This window comes from Lysobacter terrae (assembly GCF_054782215.1).
Genome location: NZ_BAAGSX010000010.1, coordinates 205,220 through 228,965, shown reverse-complemented (window position 1 = coordinate 228,965; position 23,746 = coordinate 205,220). Strand labels below are relative to the sequence as shown.

Below are 23,746 nucleotides of genomic sequence, written 5' to 3'. Positions count from 1 at the left end.
CCGCCTGTTCAGTACGGAGAGCCCGGATCCGGCGTTCCGGAACCGGGATCACATCGGTGATTGCGCACGCAATCGTTACAGACGGAACGTATCGCCCAGATACACGCGACGCACGTCGGGATTCGACAGCAGCGCGTCGGGCGAACCCTGCGCCAACACCGCACCTTCGTTGAGGATGTAGGCCCGGTCGCAGATACCGAGGGTTTCGCGGACGTTGTGATCGGTGATGAGTACGCCGATGCCGCGGTTCTTGAGATGGCGAACGATGCGCTGGATCTCGCCGACCGAAATCGGGTCAACGCCGGCGAAGGGTTCGTCGAGCAGCATCAGGCGCGGCTTCGCGGCCAGTGCGCGGGCGATCTCCACGCGACGGCGCTCGCCGCCGGACAGGCTCGCGCCGATCTGGTCGGCGACGTGCCCGATCTGCAGTTCGTCCAGGAGGCTGGCGAGTTCTTTGTCGATGCCGCTTCTGTCCAGGTCATCGCGTAGCTCGAGCACCAGGCGGATGTTGTCGGCGACGCTGAGCTTGCGGAACACCGACGGCTCCTGCGGCAGGTAGCCGACGCCGTGCTTGGCGCGCGCGTACATCGGTTCGCCGGTGATGTCCTTGCCGTCGAGGACGATCTGGCCGGAGTCGGCCGGCACCAGCCCGACGATCATGTAGAAGCACGTGGTCTTGCCGGCGCCGTTGGGGCCGAGCAGGCCGACGACTTCGCCGGCATCCAGGGTGAGGGCGAAATCGCGGACGACTTCCCGGGAACGGTAGGCCTTGCGCAGGCCCTTGGCCGCCAGCATCAGTTCGTCCCCTTCTTCGGGGCGGGTTTGACCGGCGCGGGCTTGGCGGGCGCAGGCTTGGCGGGTGCAGGCGCGGCCTGACGCGGCTGGATGGTCATCTTCACGCGGCCGCTGCTGTCGGAACTGCTGTTCACCGCTCCGGTCTTCATGTTGTAGACCACGCGCGGACCGGACAGGCTGCCGCGGGGCTGCTGGATGTTCACCTTCTCGGTGAAGATCACGATTTCGGTGGTCAGGTCGTAATCGACCTTGCCGGCCGTGGCGTTCATGGGCGTGCCGTCGTCGAGCTGCTGCTGCAGCTTGACCGGTCCGCCGGTGAGCACGGCGCGGACCGGGTCGCCGCCGCGCGTGGTAATCGTCGCGGTGGACGCCTCGATCTGCAGCGAGCCCTGGTTGATGGTGACGCCGTTGGACAGCACGGTCGGCTGCCGGTCGTCTAGGGAGCCGCTGGTGGAGCCGGCTTCGATGTCCATCGGCTGGCTGCGATCCGACGACCTGGCCCACACGCCCGGCGACAACAGGAGCAGGGCGCACGCGCTCAATAGCGCGGCGAGGGGCTTAGCGAGGGGTCGGGACATAGCGGTGATGGACCTCGGATTTGAACGAGTAACGCTTGCTGGCCAGATCCAGCTGCAGGCCGCGGCCGCTGAGTATAGAACCCGGCCGGGTGACCACGACCGTGCCAGGCGAGTCGGCGCGGCGTGCGTCGGGGAAGACATTCAGTTCGCGCGTTTCCAGTGTCGCGGGCGGTCCGGTCAGGCCGGAACTGACGCCGTGCACATCGCCGCGCAGGCGCAACTCGTCGCCTTCCGCGCTGACCCAGCCGGTCTTCGCGCGCACTTGCCAGGCGTCGTTGCCGACGCCTTCGCCGGGCGGGATCAGGAACAGCGGCGTGGCGATGTCCAACGTCTTCTGCTGCGGGTCGCGCGCGAGCGTGGGCGCGCGCAGCGTGAACGACTCCTTGCCCTGCGCATTCAGCGCCGTCAGTTCGAAATCGATCAGCAGGTAGTCCGAACGCACCGCGGTGCCGACGGGCGCGATCTCCTTCTTGTGCTGGGTCCACACCGACCAGCCGCTCACCAGCGCACCAATGAGCAGCAGCATGGTGACGATCGCGCGCCAGTTCATGCCTTGCCCTCGATGCGTTCGCCTTCCAGGCGCGTGACCTCGGCCAGCAAGGCTTCGGCCTTGCCCTGTGCGGCCAGGAGCAGGTCGCAGAACTCGCGCGCCGCGCCGTGGCCGGCAAGCGCCGAGGTGCGCCAATGCACGCGCTCGCGCACCCAGTGGTGCGCATCGGCGGGCGCGGCGGAGAAGCCCACCTGCGACATCACGCGCAGATCGGGCAGGTCGTCGCCCATGAAGGCGACTTCATCCAGCGATACGCCCAGGCGTGCGGCGATGCCGTTCACGCAGGCGAGCTTGTCCTTCACGCCGGTGTGCGCTTCCAGTCCGAGTTCCGCCGCGCGCTGCTCGGCGATGGCGCTGGGGCGCGCGGTCACAAAGGCCACGGCGATGCCGGTCTTGCGCAGCAGCACCAGGCCCTGGCCGTCGTGCACGTGGAAGGCCTTCAACTCGACGCCCTCGCTGTCGAAGAACAGGCGTCCGTCAGTCAGCGTGCCGTCGACGTCGAAACACGCAAGGCGCACGCGCGCGGCGCGGTTGCGGATGTCGGCTGGATAGTCGTTGAGATGGCTGTAGGGCATCGGCTGTGTGGCGAATTGGGGCCAGAGGCGAAGGGCGAGTCGCCCTTAGACCACCCGGGCCCGCAACAGGTCATGAATATTGAGGGCGCCGACCACGCGGCGATCGGCATCGATCACCAGCAGGCCGCCGATCTTGTGCGCTTCCATCAGCTGCGCCGCTTCGACCGCGAGCGCATCGGAACCGATCGTCTTGGGCGAGCGCGTCATCACGTCGGCGATGCGCGTGCCGCGCACGTCGACACTGCGGTCGTCGAGCGCGCGGCGCAGGTCGCCGTCGGTGAACAGTCCGAGCAGCCGGCCTTCGGCATCGACGATGGCGGTCATGCCCAGGCGCTTGCGGCTCATTTCGACCAGCGCTTCGCTCAAGGTCGCGTCGGCGTGCACCCGCGGCACGTCATCGCCGGCGTGCATCACGTCGGCGATGTGCAGCAGCAGGCGTCGGCCCAGCGCTCCGGCCGGGTGCGAGCGGGCGAAATCGTTGGCGGTGAAGCCGCGTGCTTCGAGCAAAGCCACGGCGAGGGCATCGCCCATCGCCAGCGACGCGGTGGTGCTGGAGGTCGGCGCAAGCGCGAGCGGGCAGGCTTCGGCCGGCACGCTGACGTCGAGATGCACATCGGCTTCGCGGGCCATGGACGAGTTGGCGCGGCCGGTCATGGCGATCAGCTTGTTGCCCTGGCGGCGCAGGACCGGCAGCAGCAGCAGGATCTCGTCGCTTTCGCCGGAGTAGGACAGGGCCAGCACCACGTCGGCGTCGGTGATCATGCCCAGGTCGCCGTGGGCGGCTTCACCCGGATGCACGTAGAAGGCCGGCGTGCCGGTCGAAGCCAGCGTCGCCGCGATCTTGCGGGCGACATGGCCGGACTTGCCCATGCCGGTGCAGACCACGCGGCCGTGGGTCTCCAGCATCAGCCGGCAGGCATCGGAGAAATCGCCGTCCAGGCGGGCGGCGACGGCGGCCAGGGCCTCGGCTTCGACGGCGAATACCCGGCGGCCGCTTGCGGCCAGCTCGGCGTTCGTGTGGGGGGTGGGGGTGGGCGAGGTCGCCATCTCGGACGTTGCCATTTATGGCCGGGGGGCTTTCCGTTAGGCTAATCCGTTCATTTTATGCGCAAAGCGCCGTGCGATGCCCGCCCGGCCGCCCCCGCACAGCCGGAACACATCGACTTGAACGCAGACACCATTCGCCAACTCATCGAACAGGGCCTCCCCGGCGCCCGCGCCGACGTGCGCGGCGACGACGGCGTCCACTTCGAAGCCACCGTCGTGGCCGAAGCCTTCCGCGGCAAGCTGCCGCTGGCCCGCCACCGCCTGGTCTACGCGACCCTCGGCGAGCGCATGGGCGGCGAGATCCACGCCCTGGCCCTGAAGACGGTCACGCCGGACGAGGCCGCCTGATGGACAAGATCGTGGTGGAAGGCGGCCAGCCGCTGAACGGCGAGGTCCAGATCTCCGGTGCCAAGAACGCGGTCCTGCCGATCCTGTGCGCCACGCTGCTGGCGGACGAGCCGGTCGAGATCAGCAACGTCCCGCACCTGCACGATGTGGTGACCACGGCCAAGCTGCTGGCCGGCCTGGGCGCGGGCATCACCATCGACCAGGGCACCATCGGCCGCGGCAGCGAGAGCGGCGTGATCGTCGATCCGCGCAGCGTCAACAGCCATGTCGCTCCGTACGAGCTGGTCAAGACCATGCGTGCGTCGGTGCTGGTGCTCGGCCCGCTGCTGGCCAAGTACGGCGATGCGGAAGTCTCGCTGCCGGGCGGCTGCGCGATCGGCTCGCGTCCGGTCGACCTGCATATCAAGGGCCTGCAGGCGCTGGGCGCCGAGATCAACGTCGACCATGGCTTCATCAAGGCCACCGCGAGGCGCCTGAAGGGCGCGCGCCACGTGTTCGAAATGGTGAGTGTCGGCGCGACCGAGAACGTGCTGATGGCGGCGACGCTCGCGCAGGGCACGACCGTGCTCGAGAACGCGGCGATGGAGCCCGAAATCGTCGACCTGGCCGAATGCCTCAAGGCCATGGGCGCGAAGATCGAAGGCGCCGGCACCGGCAAGATCGTGATCGAAGGCGTGGAGCGCCTGCACGGCGGCAAGCATTCGGTCGTCGCCGACCGCATCGAAACCGGCACCTTCCTGGTGGCCGGCGCCATGACCGGCGGCCGCGTGGTCGCGCGCAAGACGCGTCCGGATACGCTCGACGCGGTGCTCGACAAGCTGACCGAAGCCGGCGCGAACATCAGCGTCGACGGCGACCGCATCACCCTCGACATGGGTGGGCGTCGTCCGAAGGCGGTCAACCTCACCACCGCGCCGCATCCGGCGTTCCCCACCGACATGCAGGCGCAGTTCATGGCGATGAACTGCATCGCCGATGGCGTGGGCGTGGTGAACGAAACGATCTTCGAAAACCGCTTCATGCACGTCAACGAACTGCTGCGCCTGGGCGCGGACATTCGCGTCGACGGCCACACGGCGGTGGTGCGCGGCGTGCCCAAGCTCAGCGGCGCGCCGGTGATGGCGACCGATCTGCGCGCATCGGCATCGCTCATCCTCGCGGGGCTCGTCGCCGATGGCGAAACCATCATCGACCGCATCTACCACCTCGATCGCGGCTACGAGAACATCGAAGAGAAGCTGTCGGGACTGGGCGCGAAGATCCGCCGCATCAGCTGAGTTCGGCCGCTGCCCGCTGTAATGAACCCTCTGTAATGAAAAAGCCCCGCAATGCGGGGCCTTTTCGTTTACAGCCAGATCGCGTCAGTGCAGCGACTGCAACCGCAGGTCCATCTCGTCCTCGCCGTTCTTGCGGCGCAGGATGCGCGCCGGCACGGGCACGCCGTCGACGACCCAAAGCATTTCCTGCTTGTCGCCGTCCACGCGCGTGACCTTGGTCGCCTGCCGCGCCTTGCCGGCTACGGTGATCGTTTCCTTGCCGGTCACCTGGTAATTCAGCTGCTTCACGCGGCCATCGTCGACCATGCGATAGCGCAGCGGCTTGCCGGCCGCCACGTCACGCGCGATGGCGAGGTTGATCAGCATCGCGTCGAGGTCGCCGCTCAGCAGTTTCACCGGGCCGGCGCGGTCGGGCTTCACATCGCCGCTCCAGCGCGCTTCGCCGCGCGACCAGTCGTAGGTCGCATTCTTCTGCTTGTGCTTGACCAGCAGTTCCGAACTGTCGCTGTTGGAGATCGGCCGCCATTGCCCGTTGCTGTCCTCGAACACGGTGGTCTGGTTGAGGTTGGCCATCGAACCGCCGATGTCCAGGCTATAGCGCCAGCGGTTGGCGCCGGCCTGCGCGAGCACCATGCGGCCCACGCCCTGGATGCCCATGTAGTTGGCCTGGTACTCGGCGGTGAAGGGCTTCACCTCGGCGGCCGATACCGCCACGGAGGAAGCCACGAGCAGCATCGCAGCGGCCAGCAGTCGCTTCATGGAAAGAACCTTCTTCAACATCGTCATCATTGCGCTCCCTTGTACTCCACCAGGCGCAGGTCGTATTTGTCCTCGCCGTTCTCGCGTTGCAGGATGCGGACCGGCGTGGGGACTCCGTCCACCACCCAGATCACGGTTTCCTCGTTGCCGCCATGAGCGCGCGCGACCTTCATTGCGCTGTAGTCCAATTCACCGACTTTGACATCTTCGAGCTGGGTGGACACGTCGTAACGATGGTCGCGAACGCGGCCGTCGTCCACGAACCGGTAATGCATCGATTGACCGGGCTGTGCATCGCGGACCACCGCGAGGTTGATCAGCAGCCCGCTCTGGTCGCCGTCCTGCAGCGGCACCGGCGCGCGTCGCGACTCCTTCACGTCGCCGGTCCAGCGCGCCTGGTGCGAGCGCCAATCGTAGACGCCCACGGTCTGCTTCTTCGTGAACACGATCTTGCGCAGGGTGCTCTGCGCCAGCGGTCGGTATTGGCCCCCAGCGGCGATGTCGAACACCGTGCTCTGCTGGGCCGCGATGCCCGCCAGGCCGACCAGGCCCTCGGTGCCGCGGATATTGAGGTCGACGCGCCAGCGGCGGCCGTCGTTCTTGATCACCTGCATGACGGCGTCACCGAGCACGCGGCCGTCCTTGAACACCTGGTATTGGGCGATGAACGGTTCCAGCGGGCGAGCCCCGGCGGCGCCGGCCACGACGGCGGTGGTCTGCGCGTACGCAGGTGCAGCCAGGCAAGCGATCGTGCCGATCACGGCCATGGCAAAACGACGGGCGAACTTCATGCAACCAGCTCCTCGACCAGGCGATCGTCGATGTCCAGCTGCAAGGGTGATGCCAGCGGATGACCATTAAAGTGCACGCGATGTCCGACCAAGGCGACGCTTCCGGCGGCCAGCGCCTGCAAGGTGGCGACCAGCAAGGGATGCTCGCGTTGCAGGACGCGTTCGGCCAGGCGGCTTGCGTCGTCGCCGGCTTCCACCGCGACGCGCGCCTGCGCGATGACCGGCCCGCCGTCCAATTCCGCCGTGACGAAGTGGATGCTCGCCCCATGCACGCGCGCGCCCGCATCCAGCGCCTGCTGGTGCGTGCGCAAACCCTTGAAATCGGGCAGCAGCGAAGGATGGATATTGATCATGCGTCCGGCTCGTGCAGCGACGGCCGCGTCGCTGATCAGGCGCATATATCCGGCACACACGATGATGTCGGGCTGAACTGCTTCGACCAGGCTGAACAGATGTTCATCGAACTCGCCGCGCGAGGCGAATCCGCGCGGCGACAGGGACTGCGCGGGCACGCCCGCATGGCGGGCCCGCTCCAGCGCCGGCGCGTCCGGCTTGTCCGAGAACACGCCCACTACTTGCGCTTGCAGCGCGCCGCGCGAAATCGCATCGAGGATGGCGAGCAGATTGCTGCCGCGCCCGGAGGCAAGGACGGCGATCCGCATCACGCGAACGACGGCTTGACCGCGGGCTTGGTAAGCACGATGAGCGTGAATATGCCCAGTACCGTGCCGAACGGCATGAAGGCACAACTGATCGCGGCCATCACCAGGCAGAACGTGTAACGGCGTCGTTGCCGCAGGCATCGCCCTGCATAGGCGAGCAGGGCGCTGAAGGTCAGCCCGCACGCGATGAACACTCCGGCGAATGCGACGAAAAACCAGCCGAACAAGGCCGGATCCGGCTCGCCCGGCTTCGCATGCAGATCATTCATGTGGCCGGTGACCATGGCCAGGCCAATGACGAGGTGGATGACCGGGAAGAGAGAGAACAAGGCGCCCAGGCCGGCGACGACGTAATGGAAGATGCCCAGCAGGTCGAGATGCTGGCGATCCTGCGGCGAGATCGATTCGGTAGCGCTCAAGGCATGCGGCTCGCGTGTGGAAGGCGGGCGAAGCGGAGTCGGCGGACCCCGCGACGTGCTCAGGTAATGCGCAGGCGCTCGCCGTCGCCGGCTTCGACGACGTGGCCGATCTGCCAGTTGTCCAGGCCAAGCCCGACCAGATCCGCCTGCACGGCGGCGGCGTCGCCCGGCGCCACCATCAGCACGAAGCCGACGCCGCAGTTGAACGTGCGCCACATTTCCTCGCGCGGCACATTGCCTTCGCGCTGCAGCCACTCGAAGACCGGCGGCAACGGCCAGGCGGAGGTGTCGATCTCCAGGCCCAGCGGCTTGGGCACGACGCGGATGATCTTTTCGACCAGCGCGCCGCCGGTGACGTGGGCCATCGCGTGCAGGTCGTGCTTGCGCAGCAGTTCCAGCACCGGCTTCACGTAGATGCGCGTGGGCTCCATGAGCGCGTCGGCCAGCGTTACGCCGCCGAGGTCCAGGTCCAAGGGGTTGCCGGCACGCGCCAGGATCTTGCGGATCAGCGAATAACCGTTGGAATGCGGGCCGCTGGAGGCGATGCCGATGAGCACGTCGCCCTGCTGCACGCGGCTGCCGTCGATCAGCTTGGCCTTTTCCACGGCGCCGACGGTGAAGCCGGCCAGGTCGTATTCGCCCGGTGGGTACATGTCGGGCATTTCCGCGGTTTCGCCGCCGATCAGCGCGCATCCGGCGATCTCGCAGCCCTTGGCGATCCCGCCGACCACGTCCACGGTGGTTGCGACATCGAGCTTGCCGGTGGCGAAGTAGTCGAGGAAGAACAGGGGCTCGGCGCCCTGCACCAGCACGTCGTTGACGCACATCGCGACCAGGTCGATGCCGATGGTGTCGTGGCGGTTGAGCTGCTTGGCGAGGATCAGCTTGGTGCCCACGCCGTCGGTGCCGGACACCAGCACCGGCTCCTTGTACTTGCCGGAAATGTCAAAAAGTCCGCCGAAGCCGCCGATGCCGCCGCCCAGCACTTCCGGGCGCAGTGTCCGCTTGATCGCCGGCTTGATGCGTTCGACGACTTCATTGCCCGCGTCGATGTCGACGCCGGCGTCACGGTAGGTGAGCGGAGTAGGGTTGTTCACTGGAGGCGGGGTCACAGAGGCGATCGTGAGGCGGAAGAACGGCGATTTTACCAGCCGTGACGACGGCGAATGGACGTCCTGGAGCCCGTACGGCACCATTTCCTTCGATTCCGATGACCAGGGACAGCAATGGTGCGTGCATTTCGAGGTTTCTGGCTGGCCGCCCTGCTGCTGGTGAGCTTTGCCGCGGCGGCACAGCGCGTGGAAGGCGATCGTGCCGGCGCACAGGGCCCGTACGAGGCCGAAGTGAACGTGAACGGGCAGGGCGAGCCCGAGCGCAACACGGGCTTCGCACGCGCGCTGTCGACCGTACTGGGCCGGCTCGCAGGCATGAGGAGCGTGGCCGGGCAGCCGGGCGTGGGCCAGGAGCTGCGCCGGGCCAAGGACTATGTGAAGAGCTACGACTACCGCCAGGACGAAGGCGTGGGCCCGACCGGCGCGCCGACCTTCGGCACCACCCTGATCGTGCGCTTCGACCAGGAACAGGTGGACGACCTCATCGAAACCGTCGGCCTGCCGGTCTGGCCGATGCCGCGGCCCAAGCCGGTGCTGTGGCTGGCGATCGACGACGGCAAGGGCCCGCGCCTGGTCGGCCTGTCGCAGGCGAACGCCGCGCGTTCGGCGCTCAATCGCGCCAAGGAGCGCGGCTACGCCCTCGGATTGCCCACGGGCAACGCGGCCGAGCAGGCCAGCGTCGGCGCGATCTGGCGCGGTGACAACGCCGCGATCGCGCGCGCGTCCCTGCGCTATTCGCCGCCGATGCAGCTGGTCGGCAAGGTCTACCGCAGCGACGCCGGCTGGAAGGGCGATTGGACCTTCGTCGACAACGGCAAGGTGCTGTCCAGCTGGAGCACCACGGATACCGATGCGCGCCGCGTCATCGCCACCGGCGCCGACGGCGCGGCGGATGCGCTGACCAAGCGCTACGCCAAGCGCGGCACCGCCAGCCCCCCCGGCGTTTACGCCGTCACCTTCACCGGTATCGACAGCAGCGACGACTACATGCGCCTGGCCGGTTACCTGGACAAGCTCGGCATCGTGGGCAAGATCACGCCGCAGCGAGCCACGGGCGAGGGTGTCACCTTCGCGCTCGAGCTCACTTCGGGTCTGGCCGGCTTCAAGCGCATGACCGAGCGCGACGAGGTGATCGCTCCCGTCGTCGAAGGCGACGCGTCGGTCTATCGGTTGCGCTGATGGACTCGCACGCTTCCCTGCACGAAATCGCCCGCTTCCTGCGGCGCCTGCAATGGACGGCGCTCGGCCTGGGCGCGCTGTGGCTGCTGTGGCTGCTGGCGCCGGTGCTGACGCCGTTCGTGCTCGCCGCGTTGCTGGGCTGGCTGGGCGATCCGCTGGTCGATCGCCTGCAGCGCACCGGTCGCTCGCGCAATACCGCGGTGACGCTGGTCTTCACCGGGATGGCGCTGGTCGTATTGCTGGTGCTGGTGATCCTGGTCCCGCTGATCGAGCGTCAGATCGCCACGCTGATCGCTTCGATGCCGCATTACCGCGACTGGCTGCTGCTGACCGCCATCCCGTGGCTGGAAGCGCGCACGGGAATGCAGATCGCCACCTGGCTCGACTTCAACCATCTGCTCGAACTGATCCGCACCAACTGGGAGCGCGCCGGCGGCATCGCCACCACGTTGCTCGGTTATCTGTCGCGCTCGGGTTTCGCGGTGCTCGCGATGATTGCCAACATAGCGCTGCTGCCGGTGCTGACGTTCTTCTTCCTGCGCGACTGGGACCTGCTGGTGGCACGCGTGGCTTCGCTGATTCCGCGCGCGCATTTGGGCACCGCTTCGCGGCTCGCGCGCGAGTCCAGCGATGTGCTCGGTGCCTTCCTGCGCGGGCAGTTCCTGGTGATGATCATCCTCGGCGTGATGTATGGCCTGGGGCTGTGGGGCGTGGGGCTCGACCTGGGCATCCTGATCGGCCTGATCGCCGGCCTGCTGACCTTCGTGCCTTACCTGGGCCCGGCTAGCGGCATCATCCTGGGTTGCATCGCCGCGCTGGTGCAGTACGGCGATTGGGAACACCTCGCCGGTGTGCTCGTCGTCTTCGGCATCGGCCAGGTGATCGAGAGCTACTGGCTCACGCCCAAGCTCGTGGGCGACCGCATCGGCCTGCATCCGGCGGCGGTGATCTTCGCCGTGCTGGCGGGCGGGCAGTTGTTCGGTTTCCTCGGCATGTTGCTGGCGTTGCCGGTGGCGGCGGTCGCGAACGTGCTGCTGCGCTATGCGGAACAGCGCTACACGCACAGCCGTCTGTATGCGGGCGAAAAGGCCGTGAAGGCCGCGAGCATCGCGGCAACCGAGCCGGTCGCTTCCGCGCCGGCCGAGACCGAGACCGCGGAGCACGAGTCGAAGTGAGCCGTGGCGTGCAAGGGGTGCCGCAGCTGCCGCTGGCACTGCGTTACCCGCCGGACCAGCGTCTGGAGACGTTCGTGCGTGCTCCGGCGGGTGCGATCGAGCAGTTGCGCACGCTGGCAGGCGCGGGCGCGCAGGCGTCCCTCGCGCGCGATGCCACGTATCTTGCGGGTCCCGCCGGTGTGGGCAAGACGCACCTGTTGCTGGCGACTTGCGCGGCGGCCGAAGCCGCAGGCCAGCGCGCCGCGTATCTGCCGCTGATCGCCGCGGCCGGTCGCGTACGCGACGCGCTGCAGGCGCTGGAGGGCAACGATCTGATCGCCTTGGATGGCCTCGACGTCATCGCCGGGAATCGCGATGACGAGGTCGCCCTGTTCGACGCGCACAACCGCGCGCGCGCCGCGGGCGTCGCGCTGATTTATGCGGCACGCGACATTCCCGATGCCATCGGTCTGACCCTGCCGGATCTGCGTTCGCGCCTGGGCCAGTGCACGCGCATCACCTTGTCGCCCCTGGACGACGAAGGGCGGCGCGAAGTACTGCAACAACGCGCGCAGCGGCGCGGCCTGGTGCTGGAGGATTCCGCGCTGGATTGGCTGCTCAAGCGCGTCGGCCGCGACCTCGTCGGCCTCACCGCTTTGCTCGACCAACTCGATCGCGCCTCGCTCGCGGCGCAGCGGCGGGTGACGGTGCCGTTCCTGCGCGAAGTCCTCGGGGCCGACGGAGGACAACATGGCCGCTGACTTCTCGCGGATCCTGACGGCGTGCTGCGCCGCGCTGGCGCTGTCGCTGGGTGTGTCGGCTTGCGCGCCCGCTCCGCGCTGGTCGATGGCCGGTGTCCTCAATCGGGAGCAGGGCGCCGTCGTGGTCTGGCGCCAGGCCCGTTATCGCGGCGGCGGATTCAATGGCTTCGACAACGATCCGGTGGTCGTGGACAGCGCGTCGTTCCGCGCTACGTCGATCAGGGAAGCTGCAGTGGGATTGCACACCGAGGACATTCCGGTCGTTTATCGCTACGACTCTCGCACCGGCGCAAGTCCCGATCCCGATTTCGTGATCGGCGACGGTGGCCTCGACGTTGCCCGATGCCATGGTCTGCTCACGCAACAAGGCGCTTGCAGCTACGACATCGGAAGCGGGCCGCGCGTCTTCCAGGCAGGCGAACGCGGCGAGCGCCTGTCGCTCAACGGCAACGACCTTGTCGTCGGCGCGGAAAGCGAGCCCTGCACGATCGCGTTGCCCGCCCAGGCACTGGCGATCGATGCGAAGGGTGGGCCCTACGACCTGGCCGCGCTTGCCGTCGTCCGCTATCCGGCGCGCGATGTCACTTATCTCGCCGCGGCCGAGGGCCGCGTGTTGAACCTGTGGCTGGCCACCGGCTGCAGCGGATTCGCACCCGTGTCGTTCGAATATCCGGCCATGCGCGGCAGCGAGGAAGTGCATTCGCTGTCCATGATCGACATCGTTCCCTCGGCCGATCCGATGCGTCCCGCGGTGCTGCTGCACTACTACGTGCGCCGGCCTCCCGAGCGGCTCTACCAGGAGGAGCGGGTCATCGTGGACGCGGAAGGACGAGTACACCCGATACCGCAAGTGCATCCCATCGACATGATCGTCGGTTTCTGGCAAGGCGCCGCCAACCAGGTCCTGCTCTACGATCTCGGACAGATCACGCGCGAGGACGGCATGGACTTCACCCTTCTCGACACGACGACTGCGCAGACACGCACCTTGCACGTTTCAAGGTGAAGCGCGGGCGGCGCAATCCGCGCCGCCGCGCCCGACCGGAGCTTATCGAGCCGGCTTCGGCGGTGACTCCGGCGGCACCGGAATCACGGACCACACCACGGACACGATCTTCCAGCCGCCTTCGGTGTTGACCAGATGCCAGGCCTCCTTGCCGTAGTTGGTGCGGCGGCCGTCGGACTTGAAGCTGTAGTCGAACCAGACCGAGGCGATGTCGCCATCGGTGTCGATACGCACGTTCTCGAACGTTTCCTCGCTGCTCTTTTCGTTGGCCGCAATGCCTTCGATAAAAGTGCGATAGGTGCTTTCCGGATTGACCCGGACCTTCGTCGCCTGCGGATTCTTTTCGCGGACGCGCCGCAGGCCTTCGTCGCTCAGAACGCGCTGCCAGGTAGTGCCGTCATGCAGGAACAGTTGAGTGAAGCGCTCTTTGTCGCGCGCGATGATCGCCGTGCGGAAGGTTTCGACGACGGCCTCGATCTCCTTCTTCGCGCTGGCTTCGCGCGACGAAGTTGTCTCGCTTGCGTGCACGGCGAGGGGCAAGAGGCAGCAGAGCAGCAGGGAAAGGGCTTTCAAGAACGACTCCTTGTTCGAGAGGTCAGGAAACTTGGCCGGTTGAGACCGTCAACTCGGCATCGAGACGCGATAGACGTTCGGGCGTGCCTACGTCCGTCCAGCGCCCGGTGTGATGTTCGCCGCTGATATGGCCTTGCGCCATCGAGGCGCGCAACAGCGGGGCCAGCTTGAAACGCGGCGGTGTTTCGTCCGCGCCGGGCGCATTGCCGATGATTTCGCGCCAGTGCGCGAACAGCGTGGGGCGGTACAGGCCGATGCCCGAGAAGGTCAGGCGCGCCTCGCCATGGTCGAGCAGGCGTCCTTCGGCATCGAGCGCGAAATCGCCGCGGGGATGCTGCGCCGGATTGTCGACGAGCACCAGGTGCGCATCGCCATCGAGGCTGCGCGGCAAGTTCGCGAAGTCGTAATCGCTCCAGATATCGCCGTTCACCGCCAGCCAGGGCGAATCGCCTTCGGCGAGCCGGTCCAGCGCATGCCACATGCCGCCGCCCGTCTCGAGCGGCGTCGGGCCTTCATAGGAAAAATGCAGGCGCAGTCCCCAGCGTTCGCCGTCGCCCAGCGTGGCGGGGAACTGTTCCGCCAGCCAGCTGGTATTGATGACGATATCGCGTACGCCGATCGCCGCGAGCTTCTCCAGATGCCACGCGATCAGCGGCTTGCCGCCGGCGACCAGCAGCGGCTTGGGCGTGTGGTTGGTCAGTGGCCGCATGCGTTCGCCCAGGCCGGCGGCGAAGATCAGTGCTTTCATGCGGCGGCGCGCTCCATGGCGGGGCGGATGCGCGCTTCGAGCAGTTCGCGCAACGGCGCCAGTTCGGCGTAACGCGGCAGTACTTCGTCGAGATAGACGATGAAACGCGGTGCATCGGGCAGGTATTTCGACTTGCCGTCGCGGTAGTGCAGGCGCGAGAAGATGCCGAGGATCTTCAGATGGCGTTGCACGCCGAGCCAGTCCGCGTCGCGCTGGAATTGCGCCAGTGGCGGCACCGGCAATCCTGCCTGCTGCGCGCGCGCGTGATAGCGCGCCAGCCAATCATCGACGCGCGCGAGCGGCCAGCTCAGGAACGCATCCTTGAACAGGCTCACAGGGTCATAAGCGATCGGCCCACTGACGCAGTCCTGGAAGTCGAGTACCGCAGGACCGTCGGCCACGGGCATCAGGTTGCGCGGCATGAAGTCGCGATGGGTCAGCACGCGTGCCTGCGACAGCGCGTTGTCCATCAGGCGGCGTTGCACCAGTTGCAGTTTCTCGGCCTCGCCGCAATCGAGTTCGACGCCGAGATGACGGCGCAGGAACCATTCCTCGAACAGCCCCGCGTCACGTTGCAGCAGCGCCTCGCCGAATTCGCCCATGCCTTGCGGCGGCGCGATCTTCTGCAGCTTCAGCAGCTGACCCACCGCGGACTCGAAATGCGCATCGGCATTGTCGGCGTCGATCACCTGCGCCAGCGTCGGGCCGCCGAGATCCTCGAGCAGCAGGAATCCGGCCTCGACGTCCTGCACCAGCACCTGCGGCACGCGCACGCCGCCGGCTTCGAGCAGATCGCGCATGCGCAGCCAGGGACGCACGTCCTCCAGCCCAGGTGGGGAATCCATGACGATGCGGCTGCCATCGCGTGTCTGCGCCCGCCAATAGCTGCGGAAACCGGCGTCGACGGAGGCGCGCTGCAGTTCCAGCGCGGGATCGCCGGTGGCGGCGCGGGCCCAGGCGAGTCGAGTGGTGTCGCGATCGGAGGTGTCGGTGGTGCTCATGCGGTGCGTCTTCGGACCAGACGCGAAGAGTAACCGCAGGATCACCGGCTTGCTGCGACCTGAGTTTTTCCCTCTCCCCGCTTGCGGGGAGAGGGTGCCCGAAGGGCGGGTGAGGGGCGCGAGCGCAGCGAGCTGCTGTTGCTACGCCTCACCGGTCTCGTCAGGCGGCGGCCGGAGTGGCCTCCAGCGACGCCAACCACTCGTCATCGGAGCCTTCGCTGACGCCTTCGAACAGGAAGGTTGAGAGATAACGCTCGCCGGTGTCGGGCAGCATCGCCAGCAGCACCGTGCCTTCCGGCGCGCGCTCGGCGACCTGCAGGGCGGCGGCTATCGTCGCGCCGGCGGAGATGCCGACGAACAATCCTTCTTCCGTCGCGAGACGGCGTGCGGTGTCGCGTGCGACCACTTCATCGACCGGCAGGATTTCGTCGGCGATCGTGCGGCTCAGCACCGCGGGCAGGAAGTCCGGCGTCCAGCCCTGGATCTTGTGCGGCTGCCACTCCTTGCCCGATAGCAGCGCAGCGCCGGCCGGTTCGCTGGCGATGACCTTGAGCCCCGGACGCGCGAGCTTGAGCACTTCGCCCGCTCCCGTGATCGTGCCGCCGGTGCCCCAGCCGCTGACGAAGTAGTCGAGGCGCTGGCCGGCGAAATCGCGCAGGATTTCCGGCCCGGTGGTGCTGCGGTGGTAGGCCGGATTGGCTTCGTTCTCGAACTGGCGCGCGAGGAACCAGCCGTGCCGTTCGGCGAGTTCCTTCGCCCTGCGCACCATGCCGCTGCCGCGTTCCGCGGCGGGCGTCAGGATCACCTTCGCACCGTAGGCGCGCATCAGCTTGCGCCGTTCGATGGAGAACGAATCCGACATCACCGCCACGAACGGATAGCCGCGCGCGGCCGCCACCATCGCCAGCGCGACGCCGGTGTTGCCGGAGGTCGCTTCGATGATCGTCTGGCCCGGCTTGAGCACGCCTTTCTGCTCCGCGTCGAGCACGATGGCCAGGGCGAGGCGGTCCTTGACCGAACCGCCGGGATTGAAGGCTTCGTTCTTCGCGTACAGCGTGACGTGCTTGGGCGCGATGCGATGCAGCTTGACGATGGGCGTGGACCCGATGGTGTCCAGGATGCTGTTGTAAATAGTCATGTTGGGGGATCTGTACTCAAGAAGGGCAGGACTGAACGCAGCGAGGTCACGCAGCCTGCGCGAGGTGGGCGAGCGGATCGCATCCTGCGCCCGCTCCCGTTAAGGGTTCGCTACCGAACCAGTGCAGGCGCGCGGCGAGCGCGGCGACTTCACCGATGATCAGCAAAGCCGGCGCGCCCACTTCGTTCGAACGTGCAAGTTCGGGTAGATCGGCCAGGGGCCCGAGCACGACCCGCTGTTCAGGCCGCGTGCCGTTCTCCACGATGGCGAAAGGCGTAGCCGCAGAGCGGCCATGCGCGAGCAGCTTGTCGCGGATGCGCTCCAGACCGGACACGCCCATATAGAAGGCGAGCGTCTGCTTCTCCTGCGCGAGCGCGGCCCAGTCGAAGGCGTCGCTGTCGTCCTGGGTATGCGCGGTGATGAAGCGCACCGACTGCGCGTGTTCGCGATGGGTAAGTGGAATGCCCGCATAGGCGCCGCAGGCGATCGCGGCGGTGATGCCGGGCACGACTTCGAAGCCGATGCCGTGCGCGCGCAGCACTTCCAGTTCTTCGCCGCCGCGGCCGAACACGAACGGATCGCCGCCCTTGAGCCGCACCACGCGCTTGCCCGAGCGCGCGTGGTCCACCAGCAGTTGGTGAATGCGTTCCTGGGTGGCGTGATGGTCTCCACCGACGCGCTTGCCGACTTCGATGAACTCCGCGTCGCGGCGCGCCAGTGCGAGCACCTCGGTGCTGACCAGGCGGTCGTAGAGGATCACGTCGGCTTCGTTGAGCACGCGCAGGGCGCGCAGCGTCAGCAGGCCCGGGTCGCCCGGACCGGCGCCGACCAGTGCCACGCTGCCGGCCAAAGTCGATTGCGGTTGTTCGAGCGCGGCGATGAATTCGCGCCGCGCCTTGGCGGTATGTCCTTGCCGCAGCAGGCCGGGAATCGCGCCCTGCAGCACGCGATCGAAGAAGCGCCGCCGCGCCGCCAGGTCGGGCAGGCGGGTGCGGATGCGGTCGCGCGCCTGCGTGAGCAGATCGGCGAGCGCACCGAGCGACTCGTCGAACTGGCGCTCCAGCTGCTCGCGCAGGTGCCGCGCCAGCATCGGTGCGCTGCCGCCGCTGGAAATGGCGATCTGCACGGCGCCGCGTTCGACCCGTGCGGGCAGGTGGACGCTCGAGAGTTCCGCGTCGTCGACCACGTTCGCCCAGATGCGCTGTGCCTCCGCCGCGGCGGCGACGTGCCCGTTCACCTCCGCATCGTCGGTCGCGGCAACGACCAGCCATACGTCCTTCAGCCAGGCGGCATCGAAGCTGCCACGGAGCACCTCGATCCGGCCCTGGGCGGCCAGCTCGGCCAGATCCGGGTCCAGTTCGGTCGCGCCGACCCGGATCCGCGCGCCCGTGGGCAGCAGGGCCTGGACCTTGCGGCGGGCCACGGCGCCACCGCCAACCACCAGGACGCCGCGGCCGGCGAGTCGGGTGAACAGCGGGAAGAGGGGAGGCGCGGACATGGCAGACGCTGATTGGGGGCGTTTTCGCAACCTAGCTTTCAGATCCGGGCGGCGGAAATGATCCCCGGCTGTGGCTTCATGCCTTCAGGGCATGACCGGCGCTGGACACCGCCCCGGTCATGACGTTATGGTCTATCCGTTCATCCGCATAAAGAGATACGAAAATGAAATATTCGCTGTTTACCTGGTGTCACTCGCTTATTTCCACCGTAGCCCCGGCCGCCGCCGCCACACCGCAACCCGACCGACCCCAGACACCGCCATGACCCTCACGCAGCTCCGTTATTTCGCCGCGATCGCCGATTCCGGCCTGAACATCACGCTTGCCGCCGAGCGCGTCCACGCCACGCAGCCCGGCCTGTCCAAGCAACTCAAGCAACTCGAGGAAGAACTCGGCTTCCTGCTGTTCGCACGCAAAGGCCGCAGCCTCGAAAGCATCACCCCCGCCGGCGTCCAGGTCCTCGCGCACGCGCGCCGCCTGCTCGCGGAAGCCGCCAACATCCGCTCCTACGCCGCCAACCAGCGCCGCGATGGTCACGGTCGCCTCGTGCTCGCCACCACGCATACGCAGGCCCGCTTCGTGCTGCCGCCCGCGATCGCGCAACTGCACAAGGTGTATCCGCGCGTCAGCGTGCATCTGCTGCCCAGTTCGGAAGGCGACGTGCTCGATCTGCTCGCCCGCGGCGAATCCGACTTCGCGCTGATCAGCACGGCCGGTGAAGTCCCGGCAGGCGGTATCGCCGTGCCGCTGTTCCGCTGGAAGCGGGTGGTGCTGGTGCAGCGCTCGCATCCGCTCGCGCGCACGAGCATCGCTCCGACGCTCGCCCAGCTCGCGGCACAGCCGCTGGTCAGCTACGAATCGTCGACGCGCCCGGAATCCTCGCTGCGCCGCGCCTTCGCAACGGCCGGCCTGGAGCCGCAACTGTCGATGACCGCGAGCGACGCCGACCTGATCAAGACCTACGTGCGTTCCGGCCTCGGCGTCGGCCTGCTCGCCGAGATGGCGGTCAATCAGCGCGAAGACACCGACCTGGTTGCGTTGCCCGCACCGGACGCCATCCCCGAATGCATCGCCTGGGCCGTGCTACCGCGCGAACGCGTGTTGCGCGACTACACGATCGAGCTGCTGCATGCGCTCGCACCGCAGATCGACCAGCGCGACTTGCAGCGCGTCCTCGCCGGCAATCAGGAAGCCGACTGGCCGGAACCGCCGAGCTGGTCGGAACTGAGTGAGACGCTGAAGCAGGCCGCCTGATTCCTGATTCCTTCTCCCCGCTTGCGGGGAGAAGGTGGTGCGAAGCACCGGATGAGCGACGGCGCCGGTTGGCCATCCACTGCGATTCTCCTTCTCCCCGCTTGCGGGGAGAAGGTGGTGCGAAGCACCGGATGAGGGGCGGCTTTTGCTTCAAGCCGCCTGGCTGTTGTCCCAATCGTCGTGCAACCCGCACTCGCGCTTGAGGCCGAAGAAGCGCGTGTCTTCCGCGTTCATGCCTTCCTCCAGCCGCCGCGTCGTATGCACGTCGCCGATGGAGACGTAGCCCTGATGCCACAGCGGGTGGTACGGCAGGTCGTGCCGCTGCAGGTAGTTCCACACGTCGCGGTCGCTCCAGTCGGCGAGCGGGTGCAGCTTCCAGCGGCCGTCGTGCAGCTGCAGGAACGGCGTCTCCGCGCGGCTGCGCGATTGCGAGCGGCGAATCCCGGAGATCCACGTGCGCGCGCCGAGTTCACGCAACGCGCGCTGCATGGGTTCGACCTTGCGCACGCGGTTGTAGCGGTCGAGGCCGTCCACGCCCTGTTCCCACAACTTGCCCAGGCGCGCTTCCATCCAGGCGATGCCGATCTGCGGGCGATACACCTTGAGATTGAGCGACAGCCGCTCGGTGAGTTCATCGACGAAGCGGTAGGTCTCCGGGAAGAGATAGCCCGTGTCGATCAGGACCACCGGAATATCGGGTTGCTGGCGCGTCACCATGTGCAGCGACACCGCCGCCTGCGCACCGAAGCTCGACGACAGCGCGTGGCCGCCGGCGAGGTTGGCCAGGCCCCAAGCGACACGGTCTTGCGCCGAACGCGTCGACAGCCATTGGTTGAGTTCATCCAGCGAGCGCGGCGACTCGGCGGCGGTAATGGGATCGGGCGGGCTCATGCGACCAGTTCCAGTTGCAGTGACTTGCCGGCGACGACGCCCGTGCGGACGAGAAAGTCGCCGAAGTGTTCGCCGCTTTCGCGAGCGGAGGCGTATTGCGCGAGCAGCGGGTCGAGCGCGGCGAGGATCGCCGCTTCGTCGATGTTTTCGCGATACAGGGTGTTGAGGCGTTCGCCCTTGTGCGAGGCGCCGAGCATCAGGTTGTAGCGGCCGGGTGCCTTGCCCACCAGCGCGATCTCGCCCAGGTACGGGCGCGAGCAGCCGTTCGGGCAGCCGCTGATGCGCAGGTTGATCGGTGTGTCGCGCAGGCCGTGCGCTTCCAACTGTGCTTCGAAACGCGACAGGAAATCCGGCAGGTAGCGTTCGGCTTCCGCCATCGCCAAGCCGCAGGTCGGCAACGCGACGCAGGCGATCGCGTTGAGGCGCACCGGTGCGGCGCGCGCGTGCTCGCCCAGGCCATGCGAGGCGACGATCGAATCGATGTGCCAACGCTGGTCCGCGGGCACGTTGGCGATCACCAGGTTCTGGTTCGCCGTCATGCGGAATTCGGGCGCCTGCTCGCTACCCTCGATCTGCAGCAGCGTCTTTGCCACTTCGCGGAGCCCCGACAGATGCGGCTGCTCGCGATCCCAGATGCGGCCCGCGACGATGCGCAGCGTCAGGTGCCACAGGCCGTTGTCGCCCTGCAGCCAGCCGAAGCGATCGCCGTTGTGGACGAAGTCGAAGCGCCGCGCCGGGGGGAGGGAGAAACCGGCGCGGCGCTCCACTTCAGCCTTGAAGGCAGCGAGCCCGCGATCGTCGATCGTGTACTTCAATCGCGCGCGTTTGCGCACGACGCGGTTGCCCCAGTCGCGCTGCGTGGTGATCACGGCTTCGGCGACGGCATCGAGCTGATCCGGGCGGATGAAGCCGATCACGTCCGCCAGGCGCGGGTAGGTTTCGGCATCGCCATGGGTCGCGCCCATGCCGCCGCCGACGCTGACGTTGTAGCCGGCGACCTGCCCGTCTTCGAGGATCGCGATGAAGCCCAGGTCCTGCGCGAACACGTCGACGTCGTTGTACGGCGGAATGGCGAAGCCGATCTTGAACTTGCGCGGCAGGTAGGCCTCGCCGTAGATGCGCTCCTCTTCCTCGCCGCTGCCGGCGACACGTTCCTCGTCCAGCCAGATCTCGTAGTAGGCGCGCGTATTCGGCAGCAGGCGCGTGGACAGCGCCGCGGCTTGCGCATGCACGAACGCATGCGCCGACGACTCGTGCGGATTGGCCGCCACGGCGATATTGCGGTTGACGTCGCCGCAGGCCGCCAGCGTATCGATCAGCGCGGCGTTGATGGCCTGCATCGTCGACTTCAGCTCGCGCTTGATTACGCCGTGGAACTGGAAGGCCTGGCGCGTGGTGATGCGCAGTCCGCGCTCGGCATAAGTCGTCGCGATGCGGTCGAGCTTGAGCCACTGCTCGGGGCTGACCACGCCGCCCGGCGTGCGGGTGCGGATCATGAACTGGTACGCGGGTTCCAGCTTCTGCTGGCGCCGCTCCTCGCGCAGGTCGCGATCGTCCTGCTGGTAGCTGCCGTGGTACTTGATCAGGGTCTGGTCGTCTTCGGCCAGGGCAGCGGTGATCGGATCGGCGAGCGAGGCCAGCAGCGTGCCGCGCAGACGGGCGCTGGATTTCTTGATGTCTTCGACGGAATGCGTGCTCATTGCTTTGTTGCCATCAGTAGACGTCGCGCGAATAGCGGCCTTGCGCCTGCAGTGCGTTGAGGTAGTCCGCGGCGTCTTCGGACGACTTGCCGCCCTGCGCCGCGATGATCTCCAGCAGCGCGGCGTGCACGTCCTTAGCCATCCGCGTCGCGTCGCCGCACACATACAGGTGGGCGCCGCTTTCGAGCCAGGCGAAGACCTCGGCGCCGTGTTCGCGCAGTCGGTCCTGGACATAGACCTTGTGCGCCTGGTCGCGGGAGAAGGCGAGGTCGAGCCGATGCAGCTCGCCGCGCTTCAGCGCGTCCTGCCATTCGAGCTGATAGAGGAAATCGCTGTGCGCATGCGGATTGCCGAAGAACAACCAATTGCGTCCGCTGGCGCCGGTCGCGGCACGCTCCTGCACGAAGCCGCGGAACGGCGCGACGCCAGTGCCCGGACCGACCAGGATGACGTCGCGCGCTCCGTCCTTCGGCAGGCGGAAGCGCTCGTTGTGTTCGATGAAGACGGGTACCTTCTCGCCCTCAGCCGCACGCGCGAGGAAATTGGAGGCCGCGCCCCAACGCAGGCTGTCTTCGGATGGATGGCCGGTGGCCTCGTATTCGATATGCGCGACGGTGAGGTGTGCTTCTTCGCCGACCGCCTTGCTGCTGGAAGCGATCGAGTACAAGCGCGGCGCCAGGGGGCGCAGTGCGGCGACGAGCTCTTCGCCGGTCCAGGCCGCGGGATAGGCCTGGAGCAGATCGATGACTTGCCGGTCCGCCAGCAAGCGGGCGAAGTCCGTGGCGCGATCGGGGGCGAGCAGGGCGTTGAGCTCCGCGTTCTTGGCGTGCGCCGCGTGCGCCGCCACGAAAGGGCGCGACAGACGGGTGAGTTCGCGCCGCTGCGACAGCCAGTCACGCAACGGCAGGGTCTGATCGCCGTGGGCTACGGCCTGGTCACCGTCGAGTTCGAGCGTGCCCAGCACGGCGTCGACCAGGCGCGGCGGATTGACCGGCCACACACCGAGGGCGTCGCCGGCTTCGTAATGCAGGCCGGAGCCTTCCAGCGACAACTCGAAATGCCGGACATCCTTGCTAAAAGCCGCTTTGCCCCTGCCGCGCCCGGTGATGCGCTGGTTGACCAGCAGCTCGGCGTGGAAGGGATTGTCGCGCGTGTACGCACTCACCGCGGCCGCGAGCGGACGCAGCGGCGTGACCGTCGCCAGCGGAAGCGGTGCTTGCGGCTTCAGCGCTTCCTTTGCTGCCGCGAGGGCAGTGGCCAGCCAGGGCGTAGCGACGGTCTCGATATCGAGGTCGGCCTCGGCGCGTGCCAACCAGCGCTTCGCACCAAGCTCGGCCAGACGCTCGTCGAGACGGCGGCCGATCGCGCAGAACTGCGGATAACTGGAGTCGCCCAGTGCGAGCACCGCGTAATTCAGTTGCGGCAGCTGCGGCGCGCGCTTGCCGGTGATGAAGTCGAAGAAGCCGCGCGCGTCGTCCGGCGGATCGCCATCGCCCTGCGTGCTGATGACGATGGCGAGGTGACGTTCGTTCTTCAGTTCGCGCGTGGCATAAGCGTCGGCGCGTACCAGGCGCGCAGGCAGTCCTGCCGCTTCGACCTGCTGCGCGAGCTTTTCGGCCATGCGCTTCGCATTGCCGGTCTGGCTGCCATAGACGATGGTCAGCGGCGCCACGGGCAGGGCTTCGGCCGCCAGCGCGACCGTCGGCCGCTGCGCGGGCAGCCCTTGCGCCTTGGCCAACCCGGCGGCATAGCCGGACAGCCACCACAGGCCCGAGCCGTCCAGGCTGCCGGTCAGCTGCTCCAGCAGCGTCGCCTGCTCCTGGGAGAACAGGGGCGGCGCGCCCACCGCCGGCGTGCCGTTCGGCGAGCCGTTCTGGGCGGAGGCGGTGGCGGGCGAGGCGGACATCGTGCAGCTCGGGAAAGAGGCGA

General features: G+C 67.6%; 25 protein-coding genes. 7 read left to right on the top strand and 18 right to left on the bottom strand.

Annotated elements, in window-relative coordinates:
* Positions 1-75: 75 nt before the first annotated feature.
* From lptB to ACYVJ8_RS15980, 5 genes are read right to left on the bottom strand one after another with little or no spacing between them, the layout of a single operon-like run.
* Positions 76-795, bottom strand: coding sequence for an LPS export ABC transporter ATP-binding protein (lptB, locus tag ACYVJ8_RS16000; protein WP_460714214.1), 720 nt, complete (start codon positions 793-795; stop codon positions 76-78).
* Positions 795-1,373 (bottom strand): lipopolysaccharide transport periplasmic protein LptA, encoded by a 579-nt coding sequence (lptA, locus tag ACYVJ8_RS15995; RefSeq protein ID WP_460714212.1) that lies wholly within the window; start codon positions 1,371-1,373, stop codon positions 795-797. The genes lptB and lptA overlap by 1 nt, the downstream gene beginning before the upstream one ends.
* On the bottom strand, positions 1,354-1,923 hold the full coding sequence (gene lptC / locus ACYVJ8_RS15990; RefSeq protein ID WP_460714210.1) for an LPS export ABC transporter periplasmic protein LptC: 570 nt from the start codon (positions 1,921-1,923) through the stop codon (positions 1,354-1,356). The genes lptA and lptC overlap by 20 nt, the downstream gene beginning before the upstream one ends.
* On the bottom strand, positions 1,920-2,498 hold the full coding sequence (locus ACYVJ8_RS15985) for a KdsC family phosphatase (RefSeq protein WP_460714208.1): 579 nt from the start codon (positions 2,496-2,498) through the stop codon (positions 1,920-1,922). Before ACYVJ8_RS15985 ends, lptC begins: the two co-directional genes overlap by 4 nt.
* 45 nt (positions 2,499-2,543) lie before the next feature.
* The gene (locus tag ACYVJ8_RS15980) at positions 2,544-3,545 is read right to left on the bottom strand and encodes a KpsF/GutQ family sugar-phosphate isomerase (protein ID WP_460714427.1); all 1,002 of its coding nucleotides are present in this window, start codon (positions 3,543-3,545) and stop codon (positions 2,544-2,546) included.
* A 117-nt stretch (positions 3,546-3,662) separates the two neighbouring features.
* Here ACYVJ8_RS15980 and ACYVJ8_RS15975 point away from each other — a divergent pair, with 117 nt between their 5' ends.
* Positions 3,663-3,893 carry a BolA family protein gene (locus ACYVJ8_RS15975; RefSeq protein WP_460714206.1) on the top strand — a complete coding sequence of 77 codons (231 nt, stop codon included), beginning with the start codon at positions 3,663-3,665 and terminating at the stop codon, positions 3,891-3,893.
* Positions 3,893-5,170, top strand: a complete 1,278-nt coding sequence (gene murA / locus ACYVJ8_RS15970) for a UDP-N-acetylglucosamine 1-carboxyvinyltransferase (RefSeq protein WP_460714204.1) — start codon at positions 3,893-3,895, stop codon at positions 5,168-5,170. The genes ACYVJ8_RS15975 and murA overlap by 1 nt, the downstream gene beginning before the upstream one ends.
* 84 nt (positions 5,171-5,254) lie before the next feature.
* On the opposite strand, the gene ACYVJ8_RS15965 is transcribed toward murA, so the two are convergent.
* The 5 genes from ACYVJ8_RS15965 to purM are packed head-to-tail and all read right to left on the bottom strand — an operon-like array spanning position 5,255 to position 8,922.
* Complete coding sequence (locus ACYVJ8_RS15965) at positions 5,255-5,929, bottom strand: DUF3108 domain-containing protein (protein WP_460714202.1); 675 nt, start codon at positions 5,927-5,929, stop codon at positions 5,255-5,257.
* Between the two features lie 26 nt (positions 5,930-5,955).
* Positions 5,956-6,720 (bottom strand): DUF3108 domain-containing protein, encoded by a 765-nt coding sequence (locus ACYVJ8_RS15960; RefSeq protein WP_460714200.1) that lies wholly within the window; start codon positions 6,718-6,720, stop codon positions 5,956-5,958.
* Positions 6,717-7,382, bottom strand: a complete 666-nt coding sequence (gene purN, locus ACYVJ8_RS15955; RefSeq protein ID WP_460714198.1) for a phosphoribosylglycinamide formyltransferase — start codon at positions 7,380-7,382, stop codon at positions 6,717-6,719. The genes ACYVJ8_RS15960 and purN overlap by 4 nt, the downstream gene beginning before the upstream one ends.
* A complete protein-coding gene (locus ACYVJ8_RS15950) occupies positions 7,382-7,801 on the bottom strand; it encodes a hypothetical protein (RefSeq protein ID WP_460714196.1) in 420 nt (139 codons plus the stop codon). Before ACYVJ8_RS15950 ends, purN begins: the two co-directional genes overlap by 1 nt.
* A gap of 59 nt (positions 7,802-7,860) precedes the next feature.
* Positions 7,861-8,922 (bottom strand): phosphoribosylformylglycinamidine cyclo-ligase, encoded by a 1,062-nt coding sequence (gene purM / locus ACYVJ8_RS15945; RefSeq protein ID WP_460714425.1) that lies wholly within the window; start codon positions 8,920-8,922, stop codon positions 7,861-7,863.
* A gap of 105 nt (positions 8,923-9,027) precedes the next feature.
* Here purM and ACYVJ8_RS15940 point away from each other — a divergent pair, with 105 nt between their 5' ends.
* Genes ACYVJ8_RS15940 through ACYVJ8_RS15925 form a run of 4 tightly spaced genes read left to right on the top strand, consistent with a single transcriptional unit; the run spans position 9,028 to position 13,013 of the window.
* Positions 9,028-10,092 carry a DUF2066 domain-containing protein gene (locus ACYVJ8_RS15940; RefSeq protein WP_460714194.1) on the top strand — a complete coding sequence of 355 codons (1,065 nt, stop codon included), beginning with the start codon at positions 9,028-9,030 and terminating at the stop codon, positions 10,090-10,092.
* A complete protein-coding gene (locus tag ACYVJ8_RS15935; RefSeq protein ID WP_460714192.1) occupies positions 10,092-11,267 on the top strand; it encodes an AI-2E family transporter in 1,176 nt (391 codons plus the stop codon). Before ACYVJ8_RS15940 ends, ACYVJ8_RS15935 begins: the two co-directional genes overlap by 1 nt.
* The gene (hda, locus tag ACYVJ8_RS15930) at positions 11,264-12,007 is read left to right on the top strand and encodes a DnaA regulatory inactivator Hda (protein WP_460714190.1); all 744 of its coding nucleotides are present in this window, start codon (positions 11,264-11,266) and stop codon (positions 12,005-12,007) included. The genes ACYVJ8_RS15935 and hda overlap by 4 nt, the downstream gene beginning before the upstream one ends.
* Positions 11,997-13,013 (top strand): hypothetical protein, encoded by a 1,017-nt coding sequence (locus ACYVJ8_RS15925; RefSeq protein ID WP_460714188.1) that lies wholly within the window; start codon positions 11,997-11,999, stop codon positions 13,011-13,013. Before hda ends, ACYVJ8_RS15925 begins: the two co-directional genes overlap by 11 nt.
* A gap of 42 nt (positions 13,014-13,055) precedes the next feature.
* Here ACYVJ8_RS15925 and ACYVJ8_RS15920 read toward each other — a convergent pair whose 3' ends face one another.
* The 5 genes from ACYVJ8_RS15920 to cysG form a co-directional block, all read right to left on the bottom strand.
* On the bottom strand, positions 13,056-13,586 hold the full coding sequence (locus tag ACYVJ8_RS15920) for a nuclear transport factor 2 family protein (RefSeq protein ID WP_460714187.1): 531 nt from the start codon (positions 13,584-13,586) through the stop codon (positions 13,056-13,058).
* Positions 13,587-13,608: 22 nt separating this feature from the next.
* Positions 13,609-14,334, bottom strand: a complete 726-nt coding sequence (murU, locus tag ACYVJ8_RS15915) for an N-acetylmuramate alpha-1-phosphate uridylyltransferase MurU (protein WP_460714185.1) — start codon at positions 14,332-14,334, stop codon at positions 13,609-13,611.
* Positions 14,331-15,335: an aminoglycoside phosphotransferase family protein gene (locus ACYVJ8_RS15910; RefSeq protein ID WP_460714183.1), complete on the bottom strand. Its 1,005-nt coding sequence runs from the start codon at positions 15,333-15,335 to the stop codon at positions 14,331-14,333. Before ACYVJ8_RS15910 ends, murU begins: the two co-directional genes overlap by 4 nt.
* Positions 15,336-15,495: 160 nt before the next feature.
* Positions 15,496-16,473, bottom strand: a complete 978-nt coding sequence (gene cysK / locus ACYVJ8_RS15905) for a cysteine synthase A (protein WP_460714181.1) — start codon at positions 16,471-16,473, stop codon at positions 15,496-15,498.
* Positions 16,474-16,519: 46 nt separating this feature from the next.
* On the bottom strand, positions 16,520-17,971 hold the full coding sequence (gene cysG, locus ACYVJ8_RS15900) for a siroheme synthase CysG (protein WP_460714179.1): 1,452 nt from the start codon (positions 17,969-17,971) through the stop codon (positions 16,520-16,522).
* Between the two features lie 262 nt (positions 17,972-18,233).
* Here cysG and ACYVJ8_RS15895 point away from each other — a divergent pair, with 262 nt between their 5' ends.
* Positions 18,234-19,226: a LysR family transcriptional regulator gene (locus tag ACYVJ8_RS15895; RefSeq protein ID WP_460714177.1), complete on the top strand. Its 993-nt coding sequence runs from the start codon at positions 18,234-18,236 to the stop codon at positions 19,224-19,226.
* A gap of 150 nt (positions 19,227-19,376) precedes the next feature.
* Here the strand turns inward: ACYVJ8_RS15895 and ACYVJ8_RS15890 are convergent, their stop codons facing one another.
* Genes ACYVJ8_RS15890 through ACYVJ8_RS15880 form a run of 3 tightly spaced genes read right to left on the bottom strand, consistent with a single transcriptional unit; the run spans position 19,377 to position 23,723 of the window.
* Positions 19,377-20,117, bottom strand: coding sequence for a phosphoadenylyl-sulfate reductase (locus tag ACYVJ8_RS15890; RefSeq protein ID WP_460714175.1), 741 nt, complete (start codon positions 20,115-20,117; stop codon positions 19,377-19,379).
* Positions 20,114-21,850: an assimilatory sulfite reductase (NADPH) hemoprotein subunit gene (cysI, locus tag ACYVJ8_RS15885; protein ID WP_460714424.1), complete on the bottom strand. Its 1,737-nt coding sequence runs from the start codon at positions 21,848-21,850 to the stop codon at positions 20,114-20,116. Before cysI ends, ACYVJ8_RS15890 begins: the two co-directional genes overlap by 4 nt.
* Positions 21,831-23,723, bottom strand: a complete 1,893-nt coding sequence (locus ACYVJ8_RS15880; protein ID WP_460714173.1) for an assimilatory sulfite reductase (NADPH) flavoprotein subunit — start codon at positions 23,721-23,723, stop codon at positions 21,831-21,833. Before ACYVJ8_RS15880 ends, cysI begins: the two co-directional genes overlap by 20 nt.
* Between the last annotated feature and the right edge of the window lie 23 nt (positions 23,724-23,746).

Excerpts from the sequence above, each read along its gene's own strand:
- lptC (WP_460714210.1), bottom strand. The coding sequence starts at position 1,923 with ATGAACTGGCGCGCGATCGTCACCATGCTGCTGCTCATTGGTGCGCTG.
- ACYVJ8_RS15890 (WP_460714175.1), bottom strand. The coding sequence starts at position 20,117 with ATGAGCCCGCCCGATCCCATTACCGCCGCCGAGTCGCCGCGCTCGCTG.
- ACYVJ8_RS15895 (WP_460714177.1), top strand. The coding sequence starts at position 18,234 with ATGACCCTCACGCAGCTCCGTTATTTCGCCGCGATCGCCGATTCCGGC.
- lptA (WP_460714212.1), bottom strand. The coding sequence starts at position 1,373 with ATGTCCCGACCCCTCGCTAAGCCCCTCGCCGCGCTATTGAGCGCGTGC.
- cysK (WP_460714181.1), bottom strand. The coding sequence starts at position 16,473 with ATGACTATTTACAACAGCATCCTGGACACCATCGGGTCCACGCCCATC.
- ACYVJ8_RS15965 (WP_460714202.1), bottom strand. The coding sequence starts at position 5,929 with ATGAAGCGACTGCTGGCCGCTGCGATGCTGCTCGTGGCTTCCTCCGTG.
- murA (WP_460714204.1), top strand. The coding sequence starts at position 3,893 with ATGGACAAGATCGTGGTGGAAGGCGGCCAGCCGCTGAACGGCGAGGTC.
- cysG (WP_460714179.1), bottom strand. The coding sequence starts at position 17,971 with ATGTCCGCGCCTCCCCTCTTCCCGCTGTTCACCCGACTCGCCGGCCGC.
- ACYVJ8_RS15910 (WP_460714183.1), bottom strand. The coding sequence starts at position 15,335 with ATGAGCACCACCGACACCTCCGATCGCGACACCACTCGACTCGCCTGG.
- ACYVJ8_RS15980 (WP_460714427.1), bottom strand. The coding sequence starts at position 3,545 with ATGGCGACCTCGCCCACCCCCACCCCCCACACGAACGCCGAGCTGGCC.
- ACYVJ8_RS15925 (WP_460714188.1), top strand. The coding sequence starts at position 11,997 with ATGGCCGCTGACTTCTCGCGGATCCTGACGGCGTGCTGCGCCGCGCTG.
- ACYVJ8_RS15960 (WP_460714200.1), bottom strand. The coding sequence starts at position 6,720 with ATGAAGTTCGCCCGTCGTTTTGCCATGGCCGTGATCGGCACGATCGCT.
- ACYVJ8_RS15940 (WP_460714194.1), top strand. The coding sequence starts at position 9,028 with ATGGTGCGTGCATTTCGAGGTTTCTGGCTGGCCGCCCTGCTGCTGGTG.
- lptB (WP_460714214.1), bottom strand. The coding sequence starts at position 795 with ATGCTGGCGGCCAAGGGCCTGCGCAAGGCCTACCGTTCCCGGGAAGTC.
- ACYVJ8_RS15985 (WP_460714208.1), bottom strand. The coding sequence starts at position 2,498 with ATGCCCTACAGCCATCTCAACGACTATCCAGCCGACATCCGCAACCGC.
- murU (WP_460714185.1), bottom strand. The coding sequence starts at position 14,334 with ATGAAAGCACTGATCTTCGCCGCCGGCCTGGGCGAACGCATGCGGCCA.
- purN (WP_460714198.1), bottom strand. The coding sequence starts at position 7,382 with ATGCGGATCGCCGTCCTTGCCTCCGGGCGCGGCAGCAATCTGCTCGCC.
- ACYVJ8_RS15935 (WP_460714192.1), top strand. The coding sequence starts at position 10,092 with ATGGACTCGCACGCTTCCCTGCACGAAATCGCCCGCTTCCTGCGGCGC.
- ACYVJ8_RS15880 (WP_460714173.1), bottom strand. The coding sequence starts at position 23,723 with ATGTCCGCCTCGCCCGCCACCGCCTCCGCCCAGAACGGCTCGCCGAAC.